The following is a 16,154-nucleotide window of genomic DNA, read 5'->3' as shown; positions in this document are numbered from 1 at the left end:
CGAGATGACAGCACCACAATCGTTCGACCCGGCGGTGTTCCGGACCGAACCGCCGACGCTGCTCGCGGTCCGGTGCCCGGAATGCGGGGTGACCTCGTTCCCCCGCCGCGAGCTGTGCCCGTACTGCACGGCCGAGCTGGTGGAGGTGGAGGCGACACCCCTCTCCCCTCAAGGCGTCGTCTATTCGTACACGGTGGTCCGGCAGGCACCCGAAGGAGTCGCGACGCCCTACGTCCTGGCGTATGTCGACCTGCCCGAGGAGGAGCTGAGGCTGTTGTCGCGCCTCGTCGGCTTCGGCGACATGACGCCGGATCTCATCGGATCGCCCGTACGCCTCGTCACGGCTCCGATGGACGACCCGGAGGACGATCGCCTCCGATACGCGTTCGAGGCGACTGCCCAGGGAGCGTCCGCATGAGGCGGGTACACGTGGTCGGCGCGGGCATGCACCGGTTCGGGAAGTTCCCGCCGCAGGTCACGCTGGAAGTGCTGGGCGCGCACGCCGCGACCGCGGCCATGGCGGACGCGGGAGTCGCGCCGGCCGACATCGACGCGGTGTACGTGGGGCATGTCTTCGGCGGGCCGGTCGCCGGCCAGCGCATCGCGATGCGGGTCGGTCTGTCGGGCAAGCCGATCAGCAATCACGAGAACTACTGCTCCAGCGGAGCGACCGCGCTGCGTGAAGCGTGGATCGCGGTGGGCGCCGGCATCTGCGACGTGGCTCTCGTGGTGGGCGTGGAGAAGATGACCGACCGGATCAAGGGCGGCGTGCGGCCGGACCCGGGCGACCTGGACGCGGCCATGGGGTTCATCTTCGCGGCCGGTCACGCCTTGAGCGCGCGTCGCTACATGCGGGACCACGGAGCCTCCCGCGAGGAGATCGCGATGGTGGCCGTGAAGAACCACGCTCACTCGGTGCACAACCCCTACGCCCAGTACCAGAAGCCGATCAGCCTGGAGCAGGTGGTCAACGCGCGGCCGATCGCCGATCCCCTCGGGCTCTACGACTGCTCCCCGATCAGCGACGGTGCCGCCGCGGTCGTCATCGCGAGCGCCGAGGGCATGCGACGCCTGTCCCTCACCGGCCCCGCCCCGGCGGTCGCCGCCTGCGGGCTGGTGAGCGGCACGGTTCTGCGCGGGCTCGGGGACATCAACGAGGAGGACGTCTCCGCGCGAGCGGGGCAGGCCGCCTACACGTTCGCCGGGATCGGCCCGGAGGACATCGACGTCGTCGAGATGCACGACTGCTTCACGATCGCCGAAATCGTCCGCCTCGAAGGTCTGGGGCTCCTGCCGCGAGGGGAGGGGGCCCGGTTGACCATGGCGGGTCACACGAGCCTCGGCGGACCGCTGCCCGTCAACCCCAGCGGCGGCCTGCTCTCACGTGGTCACCCGGTCGGAGCGACGGGCACGGCCCAGATCTGCGAGCTCTACTGGCAGCTCACCGGTCGAGCCGGCGGTCGCCAGGTCGAGAACGCCAGGGCCGGACTCGCCTACTGCAAGGGCGGCTCGGTCAGCGGCACCGACGGGGCATCGGTGACCACAGTGATCATGACGGCATAGGAAACGGCGGTGCCGGGCCATGGGGCCGGGGACCGCCGCGCCGGTGACCGGCGGTTCAGCCGCCGCAGAGCACCTTGGTCTCGAGGTAGGCGGCCAAGCCCTCCGGGCCGAACTCCCGGCCGTTGCCGGACTGCTTGTAGCCGCCCCAGGGCGCCGTCCAGTCGAACTCGGCGTCATTGATGACGATGTAGCCCGCCCGGATGCGCGATGCCACCGCCCTCGCCTTGTGCAGGTCGGAGCCGACGACGTACCCGGCGAGGCCGAACGGGGTGTCGTTGGCGATGGCGACGGCCTCGTCGACGGTGTCGTAGGCGATCACGGACATCACCGGGCCGAAGATCTCCTCTCGCGCGATGACCATGTCGTTGGTGACGTCGGCGAACACGGTCGGCTTGACGAAGTGGCCGGCCTCCAGCCCCGCCGGCTTGCCGAGCCCGCCGGTCACCAGTCGCGCCCCGGAGTCCAGGCCCCGCTGGATGTAGTGCTGGACCTTCTGCCATTGCTGGTCCGAGACCAGCGGGCCCATCTCCGTCTCCGGAGACCGCGGGTCACCCACCTTGAGCGCCTCCAGGCTGGGCACCAGGACGGAAAGGAACTCCTCCAGGCGGGACCGCGGTACGAGCGTGCGCGTGGGGGCGCTGCAGAGCTGTCCCGTCATCGCCATCATCCAGTCGTACACCGTCCGCACCGCCGGGCCGAAGTCGGCGTCCGGCAGGAGGATGTGCGGGGACTTCCCGCCGAGTTCGGTGTGCACCCGCTTCATGGTCGGAGCGGCGGCGATCGTGACCCGGCCGGCCGTCTCGAGGGAGCCGGTGAAGGAGATGACACCGACGTCCGGGTGGGAGCTCAGGGCGTTGCCGACCACTGAGCCGAGGCCGGTGACGAGGTTGAAGACTCCCGCCGGAACGCCGGCCGCGTCCATGATCTCCGCCGTGATCACGGCGGAGTACGGGGTGAGCTCCGCCGGCTTGAGCACCACCGTGCACCCGGCGGCGAGCGCCGAAGCGGTCTTCCCTGCCACCTGCAGCACGGGGAAGTTCCAGGGGGTGATCAGCCCGGCGACGCCGAGCGGCTCCTGGCGGATTTCCGTGCTGCCGCGCAGCTCGCTGAACTCGTACTTGCGCAGGATCTCGATCGCGCTGGCGAGCTGGCCGCGGCCTGTCGGCACGTGCGCGCCGCGCGCCAACGCGAGCGGCGCGCCCATTTCCTCGGTCACGGCCTGGGCCAGGTCCTCCGCGCGCCGGTCGAACTCGCCGAGGATGCTCTTCAGCAGCTCGACGCGCTCATCCGGTGAGGTCTGAGAGTACGAGTCGAAGGCGCGCACCGCCGCGGCGACCGCCCGTTCGACGTCCGCCTCGCCGCCCAGAGCTACTCGGCCCGTGACCTCGCGGGTCGCCGGGTCGGTAAGCTCCAGGGGATCTCCCTGCTCGGGCTCACGCCAGGCGCCGTCGATGTACAGCATGTCGTGCTCACGCATGGTGATCCTTTCGTTGGAGGTCCTGAGGCTCCCGGTAGAGCACGAGGTGCTCGTGGTAGAGCACCCCGTCGCGGATGTCGCCCGTCGCGGTGAACCCGGTGTCGTCGACGTAGTCCAGGTGGCTGCCGGTCACGGTGTACCGTCCCGTGTACGCGCTGCGTCGCCCGCCACGTGCCTCGTCGTAGCGCCCGTCCGGCCGCAGTTCCTGGCGAATGTGACCGTCCGCGGTCACCCACATACCGATCACGTCCATGTCGCCCTCGTCCTTGGCTGTCGCCATGGCCCGCTCCCTTCGTCGAGGTCTCCGCGAAGCGAGTCTGCACAGGCCGGCGAGCACCGACCAGGACGCCTCCTGCCTGGGTGGGACGCACCCAGGCAGGAGGCGTGCCGGCCGATTAGCCTGAACACATGTCTGGCAATGAGCTGGGTGACTTCCTGCGAGCACGCCGTTCGGTCCTGCGGCCCGAAGAGGTCGGCATGCCGGCCTCCGGGGTCCGGAAGGTCTCCGGGCTGCGCCGCGAGGAGATCGCCGTCCTGGCCGGGGTGAACGTCGACTACTACACGCGCCTGGAGCAGGGGCGCGAGCGCAACCCCTCGCCACAGGTGCTCGGTGCCCTCGCCCGCGCCCTTCAACTGGACTCCGACGCCCAATCCCACCTGTACCGGCTCACCGGGGTCGCCCCGGGCGACCACCTCGTCCACACCACCGACACCGTGAGCGCCGAACTGCGGCAGCTGATGGACGGCTACCCGAACGCCCCGGCGTTCGTGATCAACCCGACCCTGGACATCCTCGCGGTCAACGCCCTGGCCGAGGCCCTGTACTCCCCGTTCGACCCTGCCGACAACCTGGCCCGCATGACCTTCCTGGACCCCGCGGGCCGGCTCTTCTACACCCGCTGGGACTGGACCGCGCAGGCCACCGTGGCCAACCTGCGCCAGGCCCATGGCCACGACCCCGGCAACCCCCGGCTGCGCGACCTCGTACGGACCCTCGTCGAGCACAGCACCGACTTCGCCCGCCTGTGGGCCGCCCACGCCGTGCGCGGCAAGAGCCACGAGGCGAAGCATCTCCTCCACCCCGACGTCGGCCCGCTGACCCTGACCTACCAGGCCTTCGACGTGCGCGGCGCCCCCGGTCAGCAGCTCATCGTGTACCAGGCCGAGCCCGGCAGCCCTACCGCCCAGGCCCTCTCCCTGCTCGAGACCGTCCACGCCACCCGGCGCCAGGCCGAGTTCAACCCTCAGTGGTGATGGTGCCACGAGCAGTCTGGCGACCGGTGACGTCGCGGACCGACGTGTGGACCTGGCCGTCCCCGGGAGTGGCGCGGGCGATCAGTCCCTGGTCTTCGAAGAGCGCGGAAACGAGCCGATACTCATAGGTGAGGGGGTCCTGGGTCGGCAAGCCGCGGGCGCGTGCGGTCTCGGCCATCGCAAGGATCTGGAGCGGTCCGTGGGTGACGAGGCCAGGGTAGCCTTCGACCTCTCGGGCGTAGTCGCGGTCGTAGTGGATCCGGTGGGCGTTGTAGGTGAGCGCCGAGAAGCGGAACAGCAGGGTCGGCGTGACCTCGATGCACCATTCGTCATGGCCCGGCGGCTGTGGGACGAACCCGGACTCGCGTTCGCGCTCTGCCTCGCCCCTCGTCTCCGGTGGACGCTCCGCCGTCGGCTCGCGGTAGACGAGGTCCTGGCGTTCCTCGACGACGACCCGGCCGCTCTGGCTGATCTGGTGGCTCACGGCGACGAAGGTCAATCGCCCGGTGCGGCCGGTCTTCTCCCGCGTGGAGAGAACGGCGGTACGGCGCGTGGCCACCTCTCCACAGCGGAGCGGACCCAGCGATCGCACCTGGCCGCCGGCCCACATGCGGCGCAGGCCGGGACGCGGCGGTGCGGGGACGGCGCCGCGGATCGGGTGACCGTCGCGGCCCAGATCCGTCTGGGCCGGCCGCTCCAGCATGTAGAGCCAGTGCCACGTCAGGGGCAGTCCCTCGCCCGCGTCGAGGTCCGGCAGGGGCACACCCAGCAGGGCGCCGAGGGCCTGGGCGGGGGTCGGGAGGATGAACTCGCTACGTTCGGTGACCTCGTTCATCCCCGCACCCCGCGGGCGATGATCCGGCGAGCCTTGTCGAGCAGGGGCTTGTCGATCATCTGGTCGTCCATCCTGAAAACTCCCTCACTGATCGGCCCGTCGCCGTGCCCAGCCGCGGTGGAGAGCACCCTGTGCGCCCAGTCGAGGTCGGCCCGATCCGGGGCGAAGGCGGCGTTGACCGGTCCGACCTGGGCGGGGTGGATGCACAGCTTGCCGCCGAAGCCGAGGCTCCTGGCCCGGACAGCGGCCCTGGCGATGATCGTGGTGTCTCTCGTCTCGACGCAGACCCCGTCGATAGGGGGTGGCAGCAATGCCACGCGGGACGCGATGACCTGTGCGCTGCGGGCGAGCAGGAGCGCCTCGTCACTCTCGTCGGAGTCGATGTCGAGAGCGAAGTCGACCGACCCGAACGCGAGGCGGCTCACCGCCGGGCAGGCGGCGACCGCTGCGACATTGTGGATGCCGAGCGCCGTCTCCACCAGGGCGATGACGGGGGTCTCGGCAGGCAGTCGTTCGGCGATCCGGGCCAGGGCGATCGGCCCCACGGCCTTGGGGACCACGACGCCCCGCAGCTCCGGACACGCGGCCAGCGTGGCGAGGTCATCGTCGTGCCACGGCGTGCCGGCCGCGTTGACGCGTACCCAGGCGCTCCCGCGGGACGTGAGCCAGTGCGCGACATCGTCTCGGGCGAACCGCTTCTGGCCGGGCGCCACGGCATCCTCAAGATCGATGATGATCTCGTGGGCCCCACTGGTGGCGGCCGTGTCGAAGCGTTCCGGCCGGGAGCCGGGAACGAACAGCCATGACGCCGCCTGATCCGGGGTCACGAACGCACCCGGTTGCGCTTGATCAGCTCACGCGTGATCACGTTGCGTTGGATCTCGTTGGTGCCCTCGCCGACGATCATGAGCGGCGCGTCACGGAAGTAGCGCTCCACATCGAACTCCGTGGAGTAGCCGTAGCCGCCGTGGATGCGGACGGCATCGAGCGCGATCTTCATCGCGGTCTCGGAGGCGAACAGCTTCGCCATCCCCGCCTCCATGTCGGCGCGCTGCCCGGACCCGTATCGGCGAGCCGCGTGCAGGACGAGCTGCCGGGCCGCGGTGAGAGCGGTCGCCATGTCGGCGAGGTAGTTACCGATCGATTGATGTTCCCAGATCTGCCTGCCGAAGCTCTCCCGTTCCTGGGCATAGCGCAGCGAGTCCTCCAGAGCGGCACGGGCGACCCCGAGGGCGCGGGCGGCGACCTGAATACGACCGATCTCCAGACCGCGCATCATCTGGGCGAAACCGCGACCCTCTTCCGGGCCGAGCAGCGCGGACCGGGGGACGCGGAAGCCGTCGAAGGACAGCTCGCAACTCTCGACGCCCTTGTACCCGAGCTTGGGCAGGTCCCGGGACACGGCGAACCCGGGCCCCTTCTCGACGAGAATGATGCTCGTGCCGTGATGGGTGGGCTGGGCATCCGGGTCGGTACGGCACAGCAGCGCGACGAGTTGCGAGTGGCGAGCGTTGGTGATCCACGTCTTCGACCCGTTGATCACATACTCCTCGCCGTCGCGGCAGGCGGTGGTGCGCATCGCTTGGAGGTCCGACCCGCCGCCGGGTTCGGTCAGCGCCATGGTCGCACGGATCTCCCCGGTGGACATCTTCGCCAGATAGCGGTCCTGTTGCTCGCGGGTGCCGAAGTCCAGCAGCAGCTTGGCCACGACCGTGTGGCCGCCCATCGCGCCGGCCAGGCTCATCCACCCGCGGGAGAGTTCTTCGGTGACGGCGGCGTAGCAGGGGACCGAGACGCTCGCCTCACCCCAGGGTTCCGGTATCGCCAGGCCGAAGATGCCCATCTGCTTCATCTGGTCGATCAGCTTGCCGGGATAGGCGTCGGCATGTTCCAGGTCACGGACGACCGGCTTCACTTCGCGCTCGACGAAGTTCCTGACGAGCTCGACGATCGCGGCCTCGTCCTGGTTGAGGTCGTACATGCTGTAGCCCTTCTGTGCCCTTCCGTGGGTGACGCCGCCAGGGGGCGGGCTCGTCCATCATGTTCACTGATCTTCTGGCTTGTGAAATATCGTTTGATGATGGGGGCATCGGCTCCTGACATATCGGAAGGTCGCGATGGATCTGAGACAGCTCACGGCGCTGGTCACGGTCGCGGAGGTGGGCAGCGTGACGAAGGCCGCGCGCCTGCTGCACCTGGTGCAGCCCGCGGTCACCCGCCAGATCCGGACCCTTGAGGACGAGATCGGAGTCGAGCTGTTCGAACGGACCAGGCAGGGGATGATCCCCACGGCCGCCGGTGCGGCCTTCGTGGAACGAGCCCGTCGCGCGTTGCAGGAGTTGGAGCGCGCCCGCGCCGAGATCCGCCCCGACCCTGAACAGGTCACCGGGATCGTGACCCTCGGCGTGCTGGAAAGCGTCATGGACGTCGTCGTGCAGCCCCTCGTCACCGTCGTCGCCGACCGCTATCCGGGCATCCGGCTCCGCGTCGTGACCGCCTACTCAGGCCATCTGCAGCAGTGGCTCGACAGCGGTGACGTGGACATGTCGCTGCTGTACAACACGACCGACACGCCATCGCTGACGGTGGTTCCGCTGCTACGGGAGCCTCTGTGGGTGGTCGCGCCCCCGCCGGCCGAGCTGACCCCGGACAGGCCCATGCCCTGGGCATCGGTGCTAGGGCACCCGCTGGTGCTGCCGGTCCCCGGGCACGGCCTGCGGGCTCTCATCGATCAGGCTCGCTCGTCCGTCTCCGCCGCGCCGCGGATCGCCGTCGAGGTCAACTCGATGCACCTGCAGAAGAAACTCGTGCTCGCCGGGCACGGCTGGACCGTTCTGCCCGCCGCGGGTGTGGCCGGCGACATCGCCGCGGGGACGCTCAGCGGCGCTCCGTTGACGGAGCCCGAGGCGTCCCGATCGGTAGTGCTCGGCCTGCCGCGTGGCGGCCGGACCCCACCGGCGGTGGCGGCCGTCGCCACGACCCTCGGGCGGCTGATCCGGACTCTCGTGCACTCGGGCGCGTGGCCGTCGGCGCGCCTGGACGCCGACGACACTTCCGTGGACGCGACCCGCCCCCGCACCTGACCATCGCCCTACAGGTGACGGCTACTACGTGACATCGGCGGACAGCAGCTTCTCGAGCTGGTCCACCGCCCTGGGGGACTCCCGCAGGAATGCGGGCAGGTCCAGGCCCTCGTCGCCCTTGACGGCCAGCAGCGCGCGTTCGCCGATGGTCAGGACGACGACATGGCCGCCGGCGCCGCGGGTTATCACCTCGCGGAGCGCGCCGCTGCCGGTCTGCTGCGCCATGCGCCGCCCCAGGCCGAGCGTGGCGGCGGCGAGCGCCGCGACGGACTCCGGATGGATGGTGTCGGCGTCAGCGACCACCAGCAGGCCGTCCAGGGTGGCGATGATGCTCTCGGACACTCCCGTCACCTGTTCCCGCAGCGCGGTCAGGACATCAATGAGTTGTTCGGTCGCTGCGGTTTCGGGCATGAGCGGGATCCTTGTTACGGGTGAGTGGCCACCGTGTCAACAGTGCGATCGATCTCGGGAGCGAACGGGCTCTCAGTCGCTGGAGAGCCGTTCTTCAGCGCTTCGAGGACCCGCCATAACGTAGCGGCTGAGGGTGGGCTCGCGACGATGTTATCCGCCGGAACCGGTCCGCCGGATCCGCCGGGCGTCCGCCGGGGAAGCGGAGCGACCGGGGGCGCGGCGGTGAGGTGGACGTCGGCGGCGGCGGTCGTGAGGTGGACGCCGGTGGTCGCAGGACGCCACCTCTTCCGGCTCATCAGCTGGTGACGGTGCTTGGCCACCCGGCGCCAGCGGGAGTTCACGGATTCGCCTTCGTGTCGGTGATGTTCGGGCCCCGGCCTTTCTGTCTCGGCACTCTCCGGGGAAGCGGGGCGTCGGGTGCCGGTGATCCCGCGGACGGGCGGGCGGTGCGCGGCGCGGTGCTCGGTCTTCCGGTCGGTGCGCGCGACTCCCACTGCAGCAGGCCGAGGGTGTTCATCCGGCCGAGGTCCTTCATCACGCCGAAGATGCCCCGCCCCAGGGTGAAGGCGATGTCCCTGGGCGTGCGGCGGCCGTTGGAACTGTCCAGCAACGCCTGGTAGCGAGGCACCAGCGGCACCGCCCGGCCGTTCGCCCCAGGTGCCGGGCGTATCCGGGTCCGGGCGAACTCGCCGGGTGCTCCGAAGTACTGTGCGATCACCGCGAGCCTGCGGGTCGTCTCCTTCGCCACCAGGCTCGGTTCGATGCCTGTCGGCACGACGATCGTCGACACCTGCTCGCGGACCTCCCAGCTTCCCGGTGTGCTGAGCGCCATGGCGAAGGCCCCGTCGAAGACGGCGGCGGTGCAGATGACCTCCAGTTCGGCGGCGCCGAGGATTCCGCGCGCCACCAGTACCGGGCCCAGCCCGTCCTGCCGGCCATCCTGGCCCTGGCCTTCGGCCCGGGCCGTCGTCCAGTCCTCGTCCGAGACCCGGCCCGACCTCAGCATCGTCGACTCCGCGGTGGGCGCCCCCGGCGTCTCGATCGCGGCTATGAGTCCGTTCCTGAGATGGATCGATCCACCTGGAGCTCCGGATACCTCGACCGTGCCGGTGAAGGATTCCTCGCGCAGCGCGAGCAGCAGCGCCGGAACGTTCCGGTGCGTCCGTGAGGCTCCCTCGGTGGAGCCCTTCGTCCTGGTCACGCGAGTACGTCTTCCGCGTGATCCGTCAGACTCCTCACCGCCAAGGCCAGATTGGACCGCTGGCGGTCCAGCGTGGCAGTAATCAGCAACGGCTCACCTTGCCTCCGCATCACATGGAGCGCGTGGTAGCGGGAAGTGGTCGTGACGATCACGCTCTCGAGATCCCCGGTGGCTCCCGCTTCGCAGAGCCGCTCAGTGACCAGGGTGGTGAGCTCCGCGCATTCGATCCCGTCCTCCATCTCGCCGGCCTCTCCCACCACGCTGTACGTCAGGCCGGTGACCGCGTCCACAAGGGCGACGGTCGTCACTCCTGGAAGATCGAGGAACCGGGAGAGGGACTCTTCGAGAGTTGTCACCGTCACCCCTTCACTTCGCCGCAGCGGCCACAGTAGTTTAATCTGCAACCTGCGCAACAGTGGTCTTAAAAGGCGATTCGCCTGCAAAGTGTAGAGATGGGGACGAGGCATGAACATCGAGACCGCCCTCAAGGAGGCGATGACGATCGAAGGCGCCGTCGGCGCCGCCCTCGTCGACTACGAGAGTGGGATGACCCTCGGCACCATCGGCGGCGGGGACGGCCTTGACCTCGAGGTCGCCGCGGCCGGCAACACCGAGGTCGTCCGTGCCAAGACCCGCACGCTCGCCCTGCTCAACATGAACGACGCCGTCGAGGACATCCTCATCACCCTGAGCAAGCAGTACCACCTCATCCGCCCCCTCTCCAGCAGTCGCGGATCCCTCTTCCTCTACCTCGCGCTGGACCGCTCCCGGGGCAACCTCGCGCTGGCACGGCACAACCTCAAGCAGATCGAGTCGGCGCTGCAGGTGTGACCGCCGCCGCCGGTCGGCGGCGCGCGGTGGTGGTGTGAACGTCGCCGTCCACGAGGGGTTGTCGTCTACGCTCGGGCGCATGACGCATCGCGAGTGAGAGGGGGCACCTCGTGGCGGACGAACTGGACGGGCTCGCGGGCTTGCTGTACGAGATGGGGCTGCTCAAGCGGTACAAGCGCACCGGCTGGCTCGTGGCGGGGGTACGGGATCCGGAGAGCATCGCGGATCACTCGTTCCGGGCCGCGGTCATCGCCGGCGTGATCGCCGTGCTGGAGGGCGGTGATCCGGAGCGGGCGGCGTTCATGAGTCTCTTCCACGACACCCAGGAGACGCGCGTCACCGACATCCCGTACCTCGGCAAGCGCTACCTGCGGGCCGCGCCGAACGAGCAGGTGACCGCCGACCAGATGCGGGGCGTGCCGGAGCTCGTCGGGCGGATGGTGAGCGGGGCGGTCGCGGAGTACGAGGAGAAGGCGACCCTCGAAGCGGTCTGCGCCCGTGACGCGGACAAGCTGGAGTGCCTTATCCAGGCCGTCGAGTACCGGGAGCAGGGGCACCAGAACGTGCAGCCGTGGATCGACAGCTCCCTCGCCGCGCTGCGGACGACCTCCGCCAAGCGCGTGGCGGAGGAGGTTCTCAGGACCGGCTCGCTGGAGTGGGTGTCACACGTCCTCAACGGTTCGGGAGGAGATCCCGGTGCCGGTTAGGGGAGTGGTTGGTTGACGTACGGGTCGCGGCCCGCCTCGATGAACGCCTCCATCACGCCCGGACCCTCCAGGCGGAAGTCGCACCCGTTGGGTGAATCCGGTTCCAGGACGGCGTTCCACTGCAGGAGGGCCTTGATCTTGGGCATGCCCTTCAGGGCCTCCGGGATGCCGCGGAACCAGTCGGCCTTGGCCGACGGGTCGCGGGGATCGACCTCGCTGCCGTACTCGCCGATGATGATGGGCTTGCCGCCGAAGCCGTTCGCCTGGAACCAGTCGTAGGTGGGCTTGACCGTCTGCTCGAAGGTCTTCCACCGCGCGCCGCGGCAGGTGGCGAAGTTGTACGGGTCGTAGCTGACCCAGTCGACGTAGTCGTGGCCCGGATACAGGCTCTTCCACTTGTCCTTGTACTCGAGGAAGCCGGTCACCGCCCAGACCCAGAGCACGTTGGTCACGCCCAGCTTCTCGAAGCGGTCGTGGATGTGCTTGTAGGCGGCGACGTACTCCTTGGGGGTGCCGCTGGTCTCGCGCCGGTCCATCTCTCCGTCGAAGCCGACCATGACGGTCTTGCCGTAGTTCTTGATGCGCCGGGCCTGCTGGTCGATCAGGGTGTCCATGGAGCCACTGGCGATGTCGCGCCAGCGCAGCGTGCGCTCGGGGTTGCCCCAGATCTTGGCCTCCCAGCTCAGCAGCAGGAGGCGGTCCTGGCCGAGCTCGACCTCGTCCTCCCGGATGAACGTGCCGTTGGCGGAGGTGGACATGTCGTGATAGCTGAAGACCACGTCCAGCTTGCGGCCCAGCCGGCTCTCCATGTCGCTGATGGCCCGGACCACGGGGACGCGCTGCTCGCGGGGAGCGGGCGCGATGTACATGCCCCAGTACGCGCCGCAGGGTGGCACCAGCTTCTCCGTGGGCCGGCAGTCGGCCCCCGTCTGTTCGGGGGCGGCGGTCGGGACGCTGTCGTCCCCGGCTCCGGTGACCGGGGAGCCCTCGGTGCCTCCAGAGCATCCGGCGGTGACCGCGAGGAGCAGGACGCCGGCGGCGGCGAGCAGCCTGCCGCGAGCCCGTGCCGTCCTCGGTCGTGCGACCTCTGGCTGTCCGGCTGTTCCTGCTGACAAAGCCCCCACTCCCTGTGCGTACGCGCCTCTGACCTACGCTTTCGCCGCCGCTGACGACTATAAGAGCCGGAATCAGCACATCCGCGCGCGGGTAGCTGAGGGCTTCCTGTGAATCGACGTCACGATCTTGCGAATACCGCATCTCGCCATCAAACGGCGACCTCCTGCGCCGCCCGGACGGAGACGTTTTACTGGCCTCCGGAACCCGGCCTCAACGTTGATCGTTCAGGCGGGTGGCTACACACATGCCGTCGACCTTCGACAGGGAGAACGAAGCCGTGGTCTTCAAACGGATGCTGGGCGCGCTCGGCGTGGGCGCCCCCTCGGTGGACACCGTCCTTGCCACTCCGCGGACCCGGCCGGGTGGGCTCCTCGCCGGCGAGGTGCGGCTCAAGGGCGGCGACTTCGACGCCGAGATCGAGCACGTCACCCTGGGCCTGGTGGCCAAGGTGGAGATCGAGCACGGTGACGGCGAGGGCGCCGGGCTCGGCGAGTTCGCCCGGGAGCGGGTCTCGGGGCCGTTCACGCTCCGGGAGGGCGAGGACCGGGTGATCGGCTTCCAGATCCCGGTGCCGTGGGAGACGCCCATCAGCGAGATCGGCGGCCAGCACCTGACCGGCATGGCGCTGGGCGTGCGCACCGAGCTGGCCATCGCCAAGGCCGTCGACAAGGGCGACCTCGACATGGTCGCGATCGAGCCGCTGCCCTCCCAACTGCGCATCCTGCAGGCGTTCCCGCAGCTCGGTTTCCAGTTCAAGTCGGCCGACCTGGAGGCCGGACGGCTGTACGGGGTGCATCAGGACCTGCCGTTCTACCAGGAGATCGAGTTCTACCCGCCGCCGCGGCACGCGGGGGTCCTGGGCGAGGTCGAGCTCACCTTCGTCGCGACCCCGGCGGGGCTCGAAGTGATCCTGGAGGCCGACAAGCGCGCCGGCCGCTACTCCGGTGACGCCGTCGGCCGCTTCCGGATCAGCCACGACGACGCGCTGCGCACCGACTGGCCGAGCGAGCTCGACCGCTGGCTGGCCGGGCTGACCAGGCATGGCGGGCATCTCCCGCACTCCGGGCATGAGGCGTACGACGACCGGCACGACCCGCACCACGGGCACCACGGCGGGGCGGGCCTGGGCATGGTGGCGGCGGCGGGGGTCGCCGGTGTGGCGGGTGGCCTCGTGGCAGGTGAGATCGCCGAGGAGATCTTCGAGGGGGATGACGAGGGAGAGGGCGGAGACTGGTAGGCCCCGCTTCCACCCCGTCCTTAAGCGGACTATGTTCGTAAGTAGTTCGTAGTAGGGTGCGGGGGACATGACCATCGTGATCGGGCTCATCATCCACACGAGCCACCGCGCCCTCTTCGAGGAGGCGGCCCGCACGCTGTCCGGGGTGCGCCTGGAGTGGGTCGCGTACGAGCACGAGGACGAGATACGGCCGCGGGTCCAAGGGCTCCTCGATCGCGAGCAGGTGCACGGGCTGCTGCTCGGCCAGGTCCCCTACGCCAGGTGCCGCGACCTGCTCCCACCCGGCCTGGCCGTGTCGATCACCAAGTCCGCCGCCCTCGACCTGTCCTTCGCGTTCTTCCGCGCGCTGGCCCGAGGGTGGGCGGCGACTCCGGTCAGCGTCGACACGTTCGATCCGGAGACGGTCGACGAGGTGACCCGGGCGCTCGGCCTCGACCGCGATCAGGTGGCCTGCCTGCCGTACGATCCGGGGCAGGGCGTGGAGGAGATCGTCGACTTCCACCGCCGCTTCGCCGAGCGGACCGGCGCCACGTACGCCATCAGCCTGCGCACCGCGGTCACCGCCCGGCTGACCGCCGGCTCGGTGCCCGTCGTCGACGCCCTGTACGGCACCTCCACCATCCGGGCGAACCTGCACGAGCTCGCGCTGCGCGTCCAGTCGCGGCAGGCCAGCGCGTCGCGGTTCGCCGCCTGCGTCTTCCTCGTCGTCACCCAGGACGCCCCGGACGCCCGGCACGCCGGGGGCGACCTCGACCGGGCCCGCATCGGCCTGATGAACCTGCTGGTGAACACACCCGAGTTCGGCGAGGCGTGGATCGAGGACCGTGACCGCCGCGGCGTCCTGGTCTTCGCGCACCAGGCGCTGTTCGAGGAGGTCACCCACAACTGGGTCTCCCTGCCCGTCCTCGGCCAGGCACAGGAGACGCTCGGCGTACGGCCGGCGGCCGGGTTCGGCGTCGGCGGGTCCGCTCGCACCTGCGTCCAACTCGCCGAACGGGCGGCCGCCCGCGCGGAGCAGGAGAGCGCGCCCGCCGCCTACCTCGTCGAGGACAGCGGGGTCATCATCGGCCCGATGAGCGGCTCGGGGTCCCCGCTCGCCTTCACCTACCGCGACCACGGCGGACACCTGGAGGAGCTCGCCCGGCGCGCCGGTCTGAGCCCGGCCACCCTGTCCAGGCTGGCCGCCCTCGAACGCACCCTTCAGGGGCGGCTGATCTCGCCCAGCGATCTGGCGGGGCAGCTCAGGATCACCGACCCGAGCGGGCGCAGGCTGATCCGCAAGCTCAGCGAGTCGGGGCTGGTCACCGAGGAGGGCAGCGAGCAGATGCACCGCAAGGGCCGCCCGACGCGGCTCTACCGTCTCGGCATCGGCAGCGCCCTCGCGGGCGAGGCCGCGCCGTCGTTCCGCGCGCAGCCGTTCCGCGAGGCATAGGAGGAGCATGTCCTACGATCTGCTGCTGGCCGGCGGCGAGGTAATCGACGTCGGCGGCGGGCACGTCGGCCGGTACGACGTCGGGGTGCGCGGCGGCCGGATCGCCGCGGTCGCCCCCGACCTGCCCAGGCACGCCGCCCGCGAGGTGGTCGAGGTCCGCGGCAAGCTGATCACCCCCGGCCTGATCGACCTGCACACGCACGTCCATCCGGGAGCGACCTACTGGGGGATCGACCCCGACCCCGTCGCCTGGTACACCGGCGTCACCACCTGGATCGACGCCGGTTCGGCCGGCGCTTACGCCGTCGAGTCTCTGCGCGCCGCCACCCACGACCACCGGGTGCGCGTCTCGGCCCTGCTCAACATCTCCGCCGTGGGCCTGACCGCGCCCGACGGGGAGAACCGCGAACTGGCCAACTGCGACGTCGACCTCGCCGCGGAGACCCTCGCCACCAACCGCGACCTGTTCGTCGGCGTCAAGGTCCGCATGGACGGCAAGAGCGTCGGAACGAACGGCCTGGAGCCGCTGCGCCGGGCGATCGGCGTGGCCGAGACGGGCGGCGTGCCGGTGATGGTGCACATCGGCGTCGCGCCGCCGTCCGTGGACGAGGTGCTGGGGCTGCTGCGTCCCGGCGATATCGTCACGCACTGCGCGAGCGGGCTGGCGAGCGGCATGTTCGAGCCGGACGAGGGCCGGCGGGGCGGCATCGCGCCCGCGCTGGTCGAGGCGCACGCGGCGGGCGTGCTGTTCGACATCGGGCACGGATCCGGCGGCTTCGCGTTCGACGTGCTCGAAGCGCAACTGGAGGCCGGTGTGGTGCCGTACACGATCTCCTCCGACCTGCACGCCCGCTCCCTGTACGGGCCGGTGTTCGACCTGCCCACCACCATGACCAAGCTGCTGGCGGCCGGCCTGCCGCTGGAGCGGGTCGTCGCCTCCGTCACGGCGCATCCCGCGCGGGCGCTCGGCCTGCCGGAGGGGGCGGGCACGCTGGCCGCCGGCGCCC

18 protein-coding genes are annotated in these 16,154 nt (G+C 70.2%); 9 read left to right on the top strand and 9 right to left on the bottom strand.

What is annotated here, in order from left to right; all coding sequences use genetic code 11:
• Nucleotides 1-4 precede the first annotated feature (4 nt).
• Nucleotides 5-418, top strand: coding sequence for a Zn-ribbon domain-containing OB-fold protein (locus DQW85_RS44555; RefSeq protein WP_162795069.1), 414 nt, complete (start codon nt 5-7; stop codon nt 416-418).
• Nucleotides 415-1,563, top strand: coding sequence for a thiolase family protein (locus tag DQW85_RS17420; protein WP_113701355.1), 1,149 nt, complete (start codon nt 415-417; stop codon nt 1,561-1,563). The genes DQW85_RS44555 and DQW85_RS17420 overlap by 4 nt, the downstream gene beginning before the upstream one ends.
• Before the next feature lie 55 nt (nt 1,564-1,618).
• Here the strand turns inward: DQW85_RS17420 and DQW85_RS17415 are convergent, their stop codons facing one another.
• Together DQW85_RS17415 and DQW85_RS17410 are read right to left on the bottom strand one after the other, a co-directional pair.
• Nucleotides 1,619-3,040 carry an aldehyde dehydrogenase family protein gene (locus DQW85_RS17415; protein ID WP_113701354.1) on the bottom strand — a complete coding sequence of 474 codons (1,422 nt, stop codon included), beginning with the start codon at nt 3,038-3,040 and terminating at the stop codon, nt 1,619-1,621.
• The gene (locus DQW85_RS17410) at nt 3,033-3,320 is read right to left on the bottom strand and encodes an Atu4866 domain-containing protein (protein WP_113701353.1); all 288 of its coding nucleotides are present in this window, start codon (nt 3,318-3,320) and stop codon (nt 3,033-3,035) included. Before DQW85_RS17410 ends, DQW85_RS17415 begins: the two co-directional genes overlap by 8 nt.
• A gap of 128 nt (nt 3,321-3,448) precedes the next feature.
• Between DQW85_RS17410 and DQW85_RS17405 the strand changes: the two genes are divergently transcribed.
• A complete protein-coding gene (locus DQW85_RS17405; RefSeq protein WP_113701352.1) occupies nt 3,449-4,294 on the top strand; it encodes a helix-turn-helix domain-containing protein in 846 nt (281 codons plus the stop codon).
• Here the strand turns inward: DQW85_RS17405 and DQW85_RS17400 are convergent.
• Genes DQW85_RS17400 through DQW85_RS17390 form a run of 3 tightly spaced genes read right to left on the bottom strand, consistent with a single transcriptional unit; the run spans nt 4,278 to nt 7,110 of the window.
• A complete protein-coding gene (locus tag DQW85_RS17400) occupies nt 4,278-5,129 on the bottom strand; it encodes an HTD2 family dehydratase (RefSeq protein WP_113701351.1) in 852 nt (283 codons plus the stop codon). The two genes, DQW85_RS17405 and DQW85_RS17400, sit on opposite strands and share 17 nt — an antisense overlap.
• Nucleotides 5,126-5,956 carry an HpcH/HpaI aldolase/citrate lyase family protein gene (locus DQW85_RS17395; protein WP_113701350.1) on the bottom strand — a complete coding sequence of 277 codons (831 nt, stop codon included), beginning with the start codon at nt 5,954-5,956 and terminating at the stop codon, nt 5,126-5,128. Before DQW85_RS17395 ends, DQW85_RS17400 begins: the two co-directional genes overlap by 4 nt.
• Nucleotides 5,953-7,110, bottom strand: coding sequence for an acyl-CoA dehydrogenase family protein (locus DQW85_RS17390; RefSeq protein ID WP_113701349.1), 1,158 nt, complete (start codon nt 7,108-7,110; stop codon nt 5,953-5,955). Before DQW85_RS17390 ends, DQW85_RS17395 begins: the two co-directional genes overlap by 4 nt.
• A gap of 136 nt (nt 7,111-7,246) precedes the next feature.
• On the opposite strand from DQW85_RS17390, the gene DQW85_RS17385 reads away from it, so the two are divergent.
• Nucleotides 7,247-8,212, top strand: a complete 966-nt coding sequence (locus DQW85_RS17385) for a LysR family transcriptional regulator (protein ID WP_113701348.1) — start codon at nt 7,247-7,249, stop codon at nt 8,210-8,212.
• 24 nt (nt 8,213-8,236) lie between these two features.
• Here the strand turns inward: DQW85_RS17385 and DQW85_RS17380 are convergent, their stop codons facing one another.
• The 3 genes from DQW85_RS17380 to DQW85_RS17370 all read right to left on the bottom strand — a co-directional run bounded on the left by DQW85_RS17380 (nt 8,237) and on the right by DQW85_RS17370 (nt 10,180).
• On the bottom strand, nt 8,237-8,623 hold the full coding sequence (locus DQW85_RS17380; RefSeq protein WP_113701347.1) for a roadblock/LC7 domain-containing protein: 387 nt from the start codon (nt 8,621-8,623) through the stop codon (nt 8,237-8,239).
• Nucleotides 8,624-8,960: 337 nt separating this feature from the next.
• On the bottom strand, nt 8,961-9,824 hold the full coding sequence (locus DQW85_RS17375; protein WP_113701346.1) for a hypothetical protein: 864 nt from the start codon (nt 9,822-9,824) through the stop codon (nt 8,961-8,963).
• Nucleotides 9,821-10,180 carry a hypothetical protein gene (locus DQW85_RS17370; protein WP_113701370.1) on the bottom strand — a complete coding sequence of 120 codons (360 nt, stop codon included), beginning with the start codon at nt 10,178-10,180 and terminating at the stop codon, nt 9,821-9,823. Before DQW85_RS17370 ends, DQW85_RS17375 begins: the two co-directional genes overlap by 4 nt.
• 109 nt (nt 10,181-10,289) lie before the next feature.
• Between DQW85_RS17370 and DQW85_RS17365 the strand changes: the two genes are divergently transcribed.
• Both DQW85_RS17365 and DQW85_RS17360 read left to right on the top strand, forming a co-directional pair.
• Entirely contained in the window at nt 10,290-10,655 is a 366-nt protein-coding gene (locus DQW85_RS17365) for a hypothetical protein (RefSeq protein WP_113701345.1), read from the top strand.
• 110 nt (nt 10,656-10,765) lie between these two features.
• Complete coding sequence (locus tag DQW85_RS17360; protein WP_240197243.1) at nt 10,766-11,362, top strand: HD domain-containing protein; 597 nt, start codon at nt 10,766-10,768, stop codon at nt 11,360-11,362.
• Here DQW85_RS17360 and DQW85_RS17355 read toward each other — a convergent pair.
• Complete coding sequence (locus tag DQW85_RS17355; protein ID WP_162795068.1) at nt 11,359-12,477, bottom strand: glycoside hydrolase family 26 protein; 1,119 nt, start codon at nt 12,475-12,477, stop codon at nt 11,359-11,361. The two genes, DQW85_RS17360 and DQW85_RS17355, sit on opposite strands and share 4 nt — an antisense overlap.
• Nucleotides 12,478-12,710: 233 nt before the next feature.
• Here DQW85_RS17355 and DQW85_RS17350 point away from each other — a divergent pair, with 233 nt between their 5' ends.
• From DQW85_RS17350 to DQW85_RS17340, 3 genes are all read left to right on the top strand, one after another.
• Nucleotides 12,711-13,715 carry a sporulation protein gene (locus DQW85_RS17350; protein WP_338043392.1) on the top strand — a complete coding sequence of 335 codons (1,005 nt, stop codon included), beginning with the start codon at nt 12,711-12,713 and terminating at the stop codon, nt 13,713-13,715.
• A gap of 67 nt (nt 13,716-13,782) precedes the next feature.
• Nucleotides 13,783-15,147: a hypothetical protein gene (locus DQW85_RS17345; protein WP_205315194.1), complete on the top strand. Its 1,365-nt coding sequence runs from the start codon at nt 13,783-13,785 to the stop codon at nt 15,145-15,147.
• A gap of 7 nt (nt 15,148-15,154) precedes the next feature.
• The coding region (locus DQW85_RS17340) for an amidohydrolase/deacetylase family metallohydrolase (protein ID WP_113701343.1) at nt 15,155-16,154 on the top strand (1,000 nt) is incomplete at its 3' end.

This window comes from Nonomuraea lactucae (assembly GCF_003313395.1).
In the GTDB taxonomy this organism is placed as follows: domain Bacteria; phylum Actinomycetota; class Actinomycetes; order Streptosporangiales; family Streptosporangiaceae; genus Nonomuraea; species Nonomuraea lactucae.
This window is presented reverse-complemented; position numbering and strand designations above follow the sequence as displayed.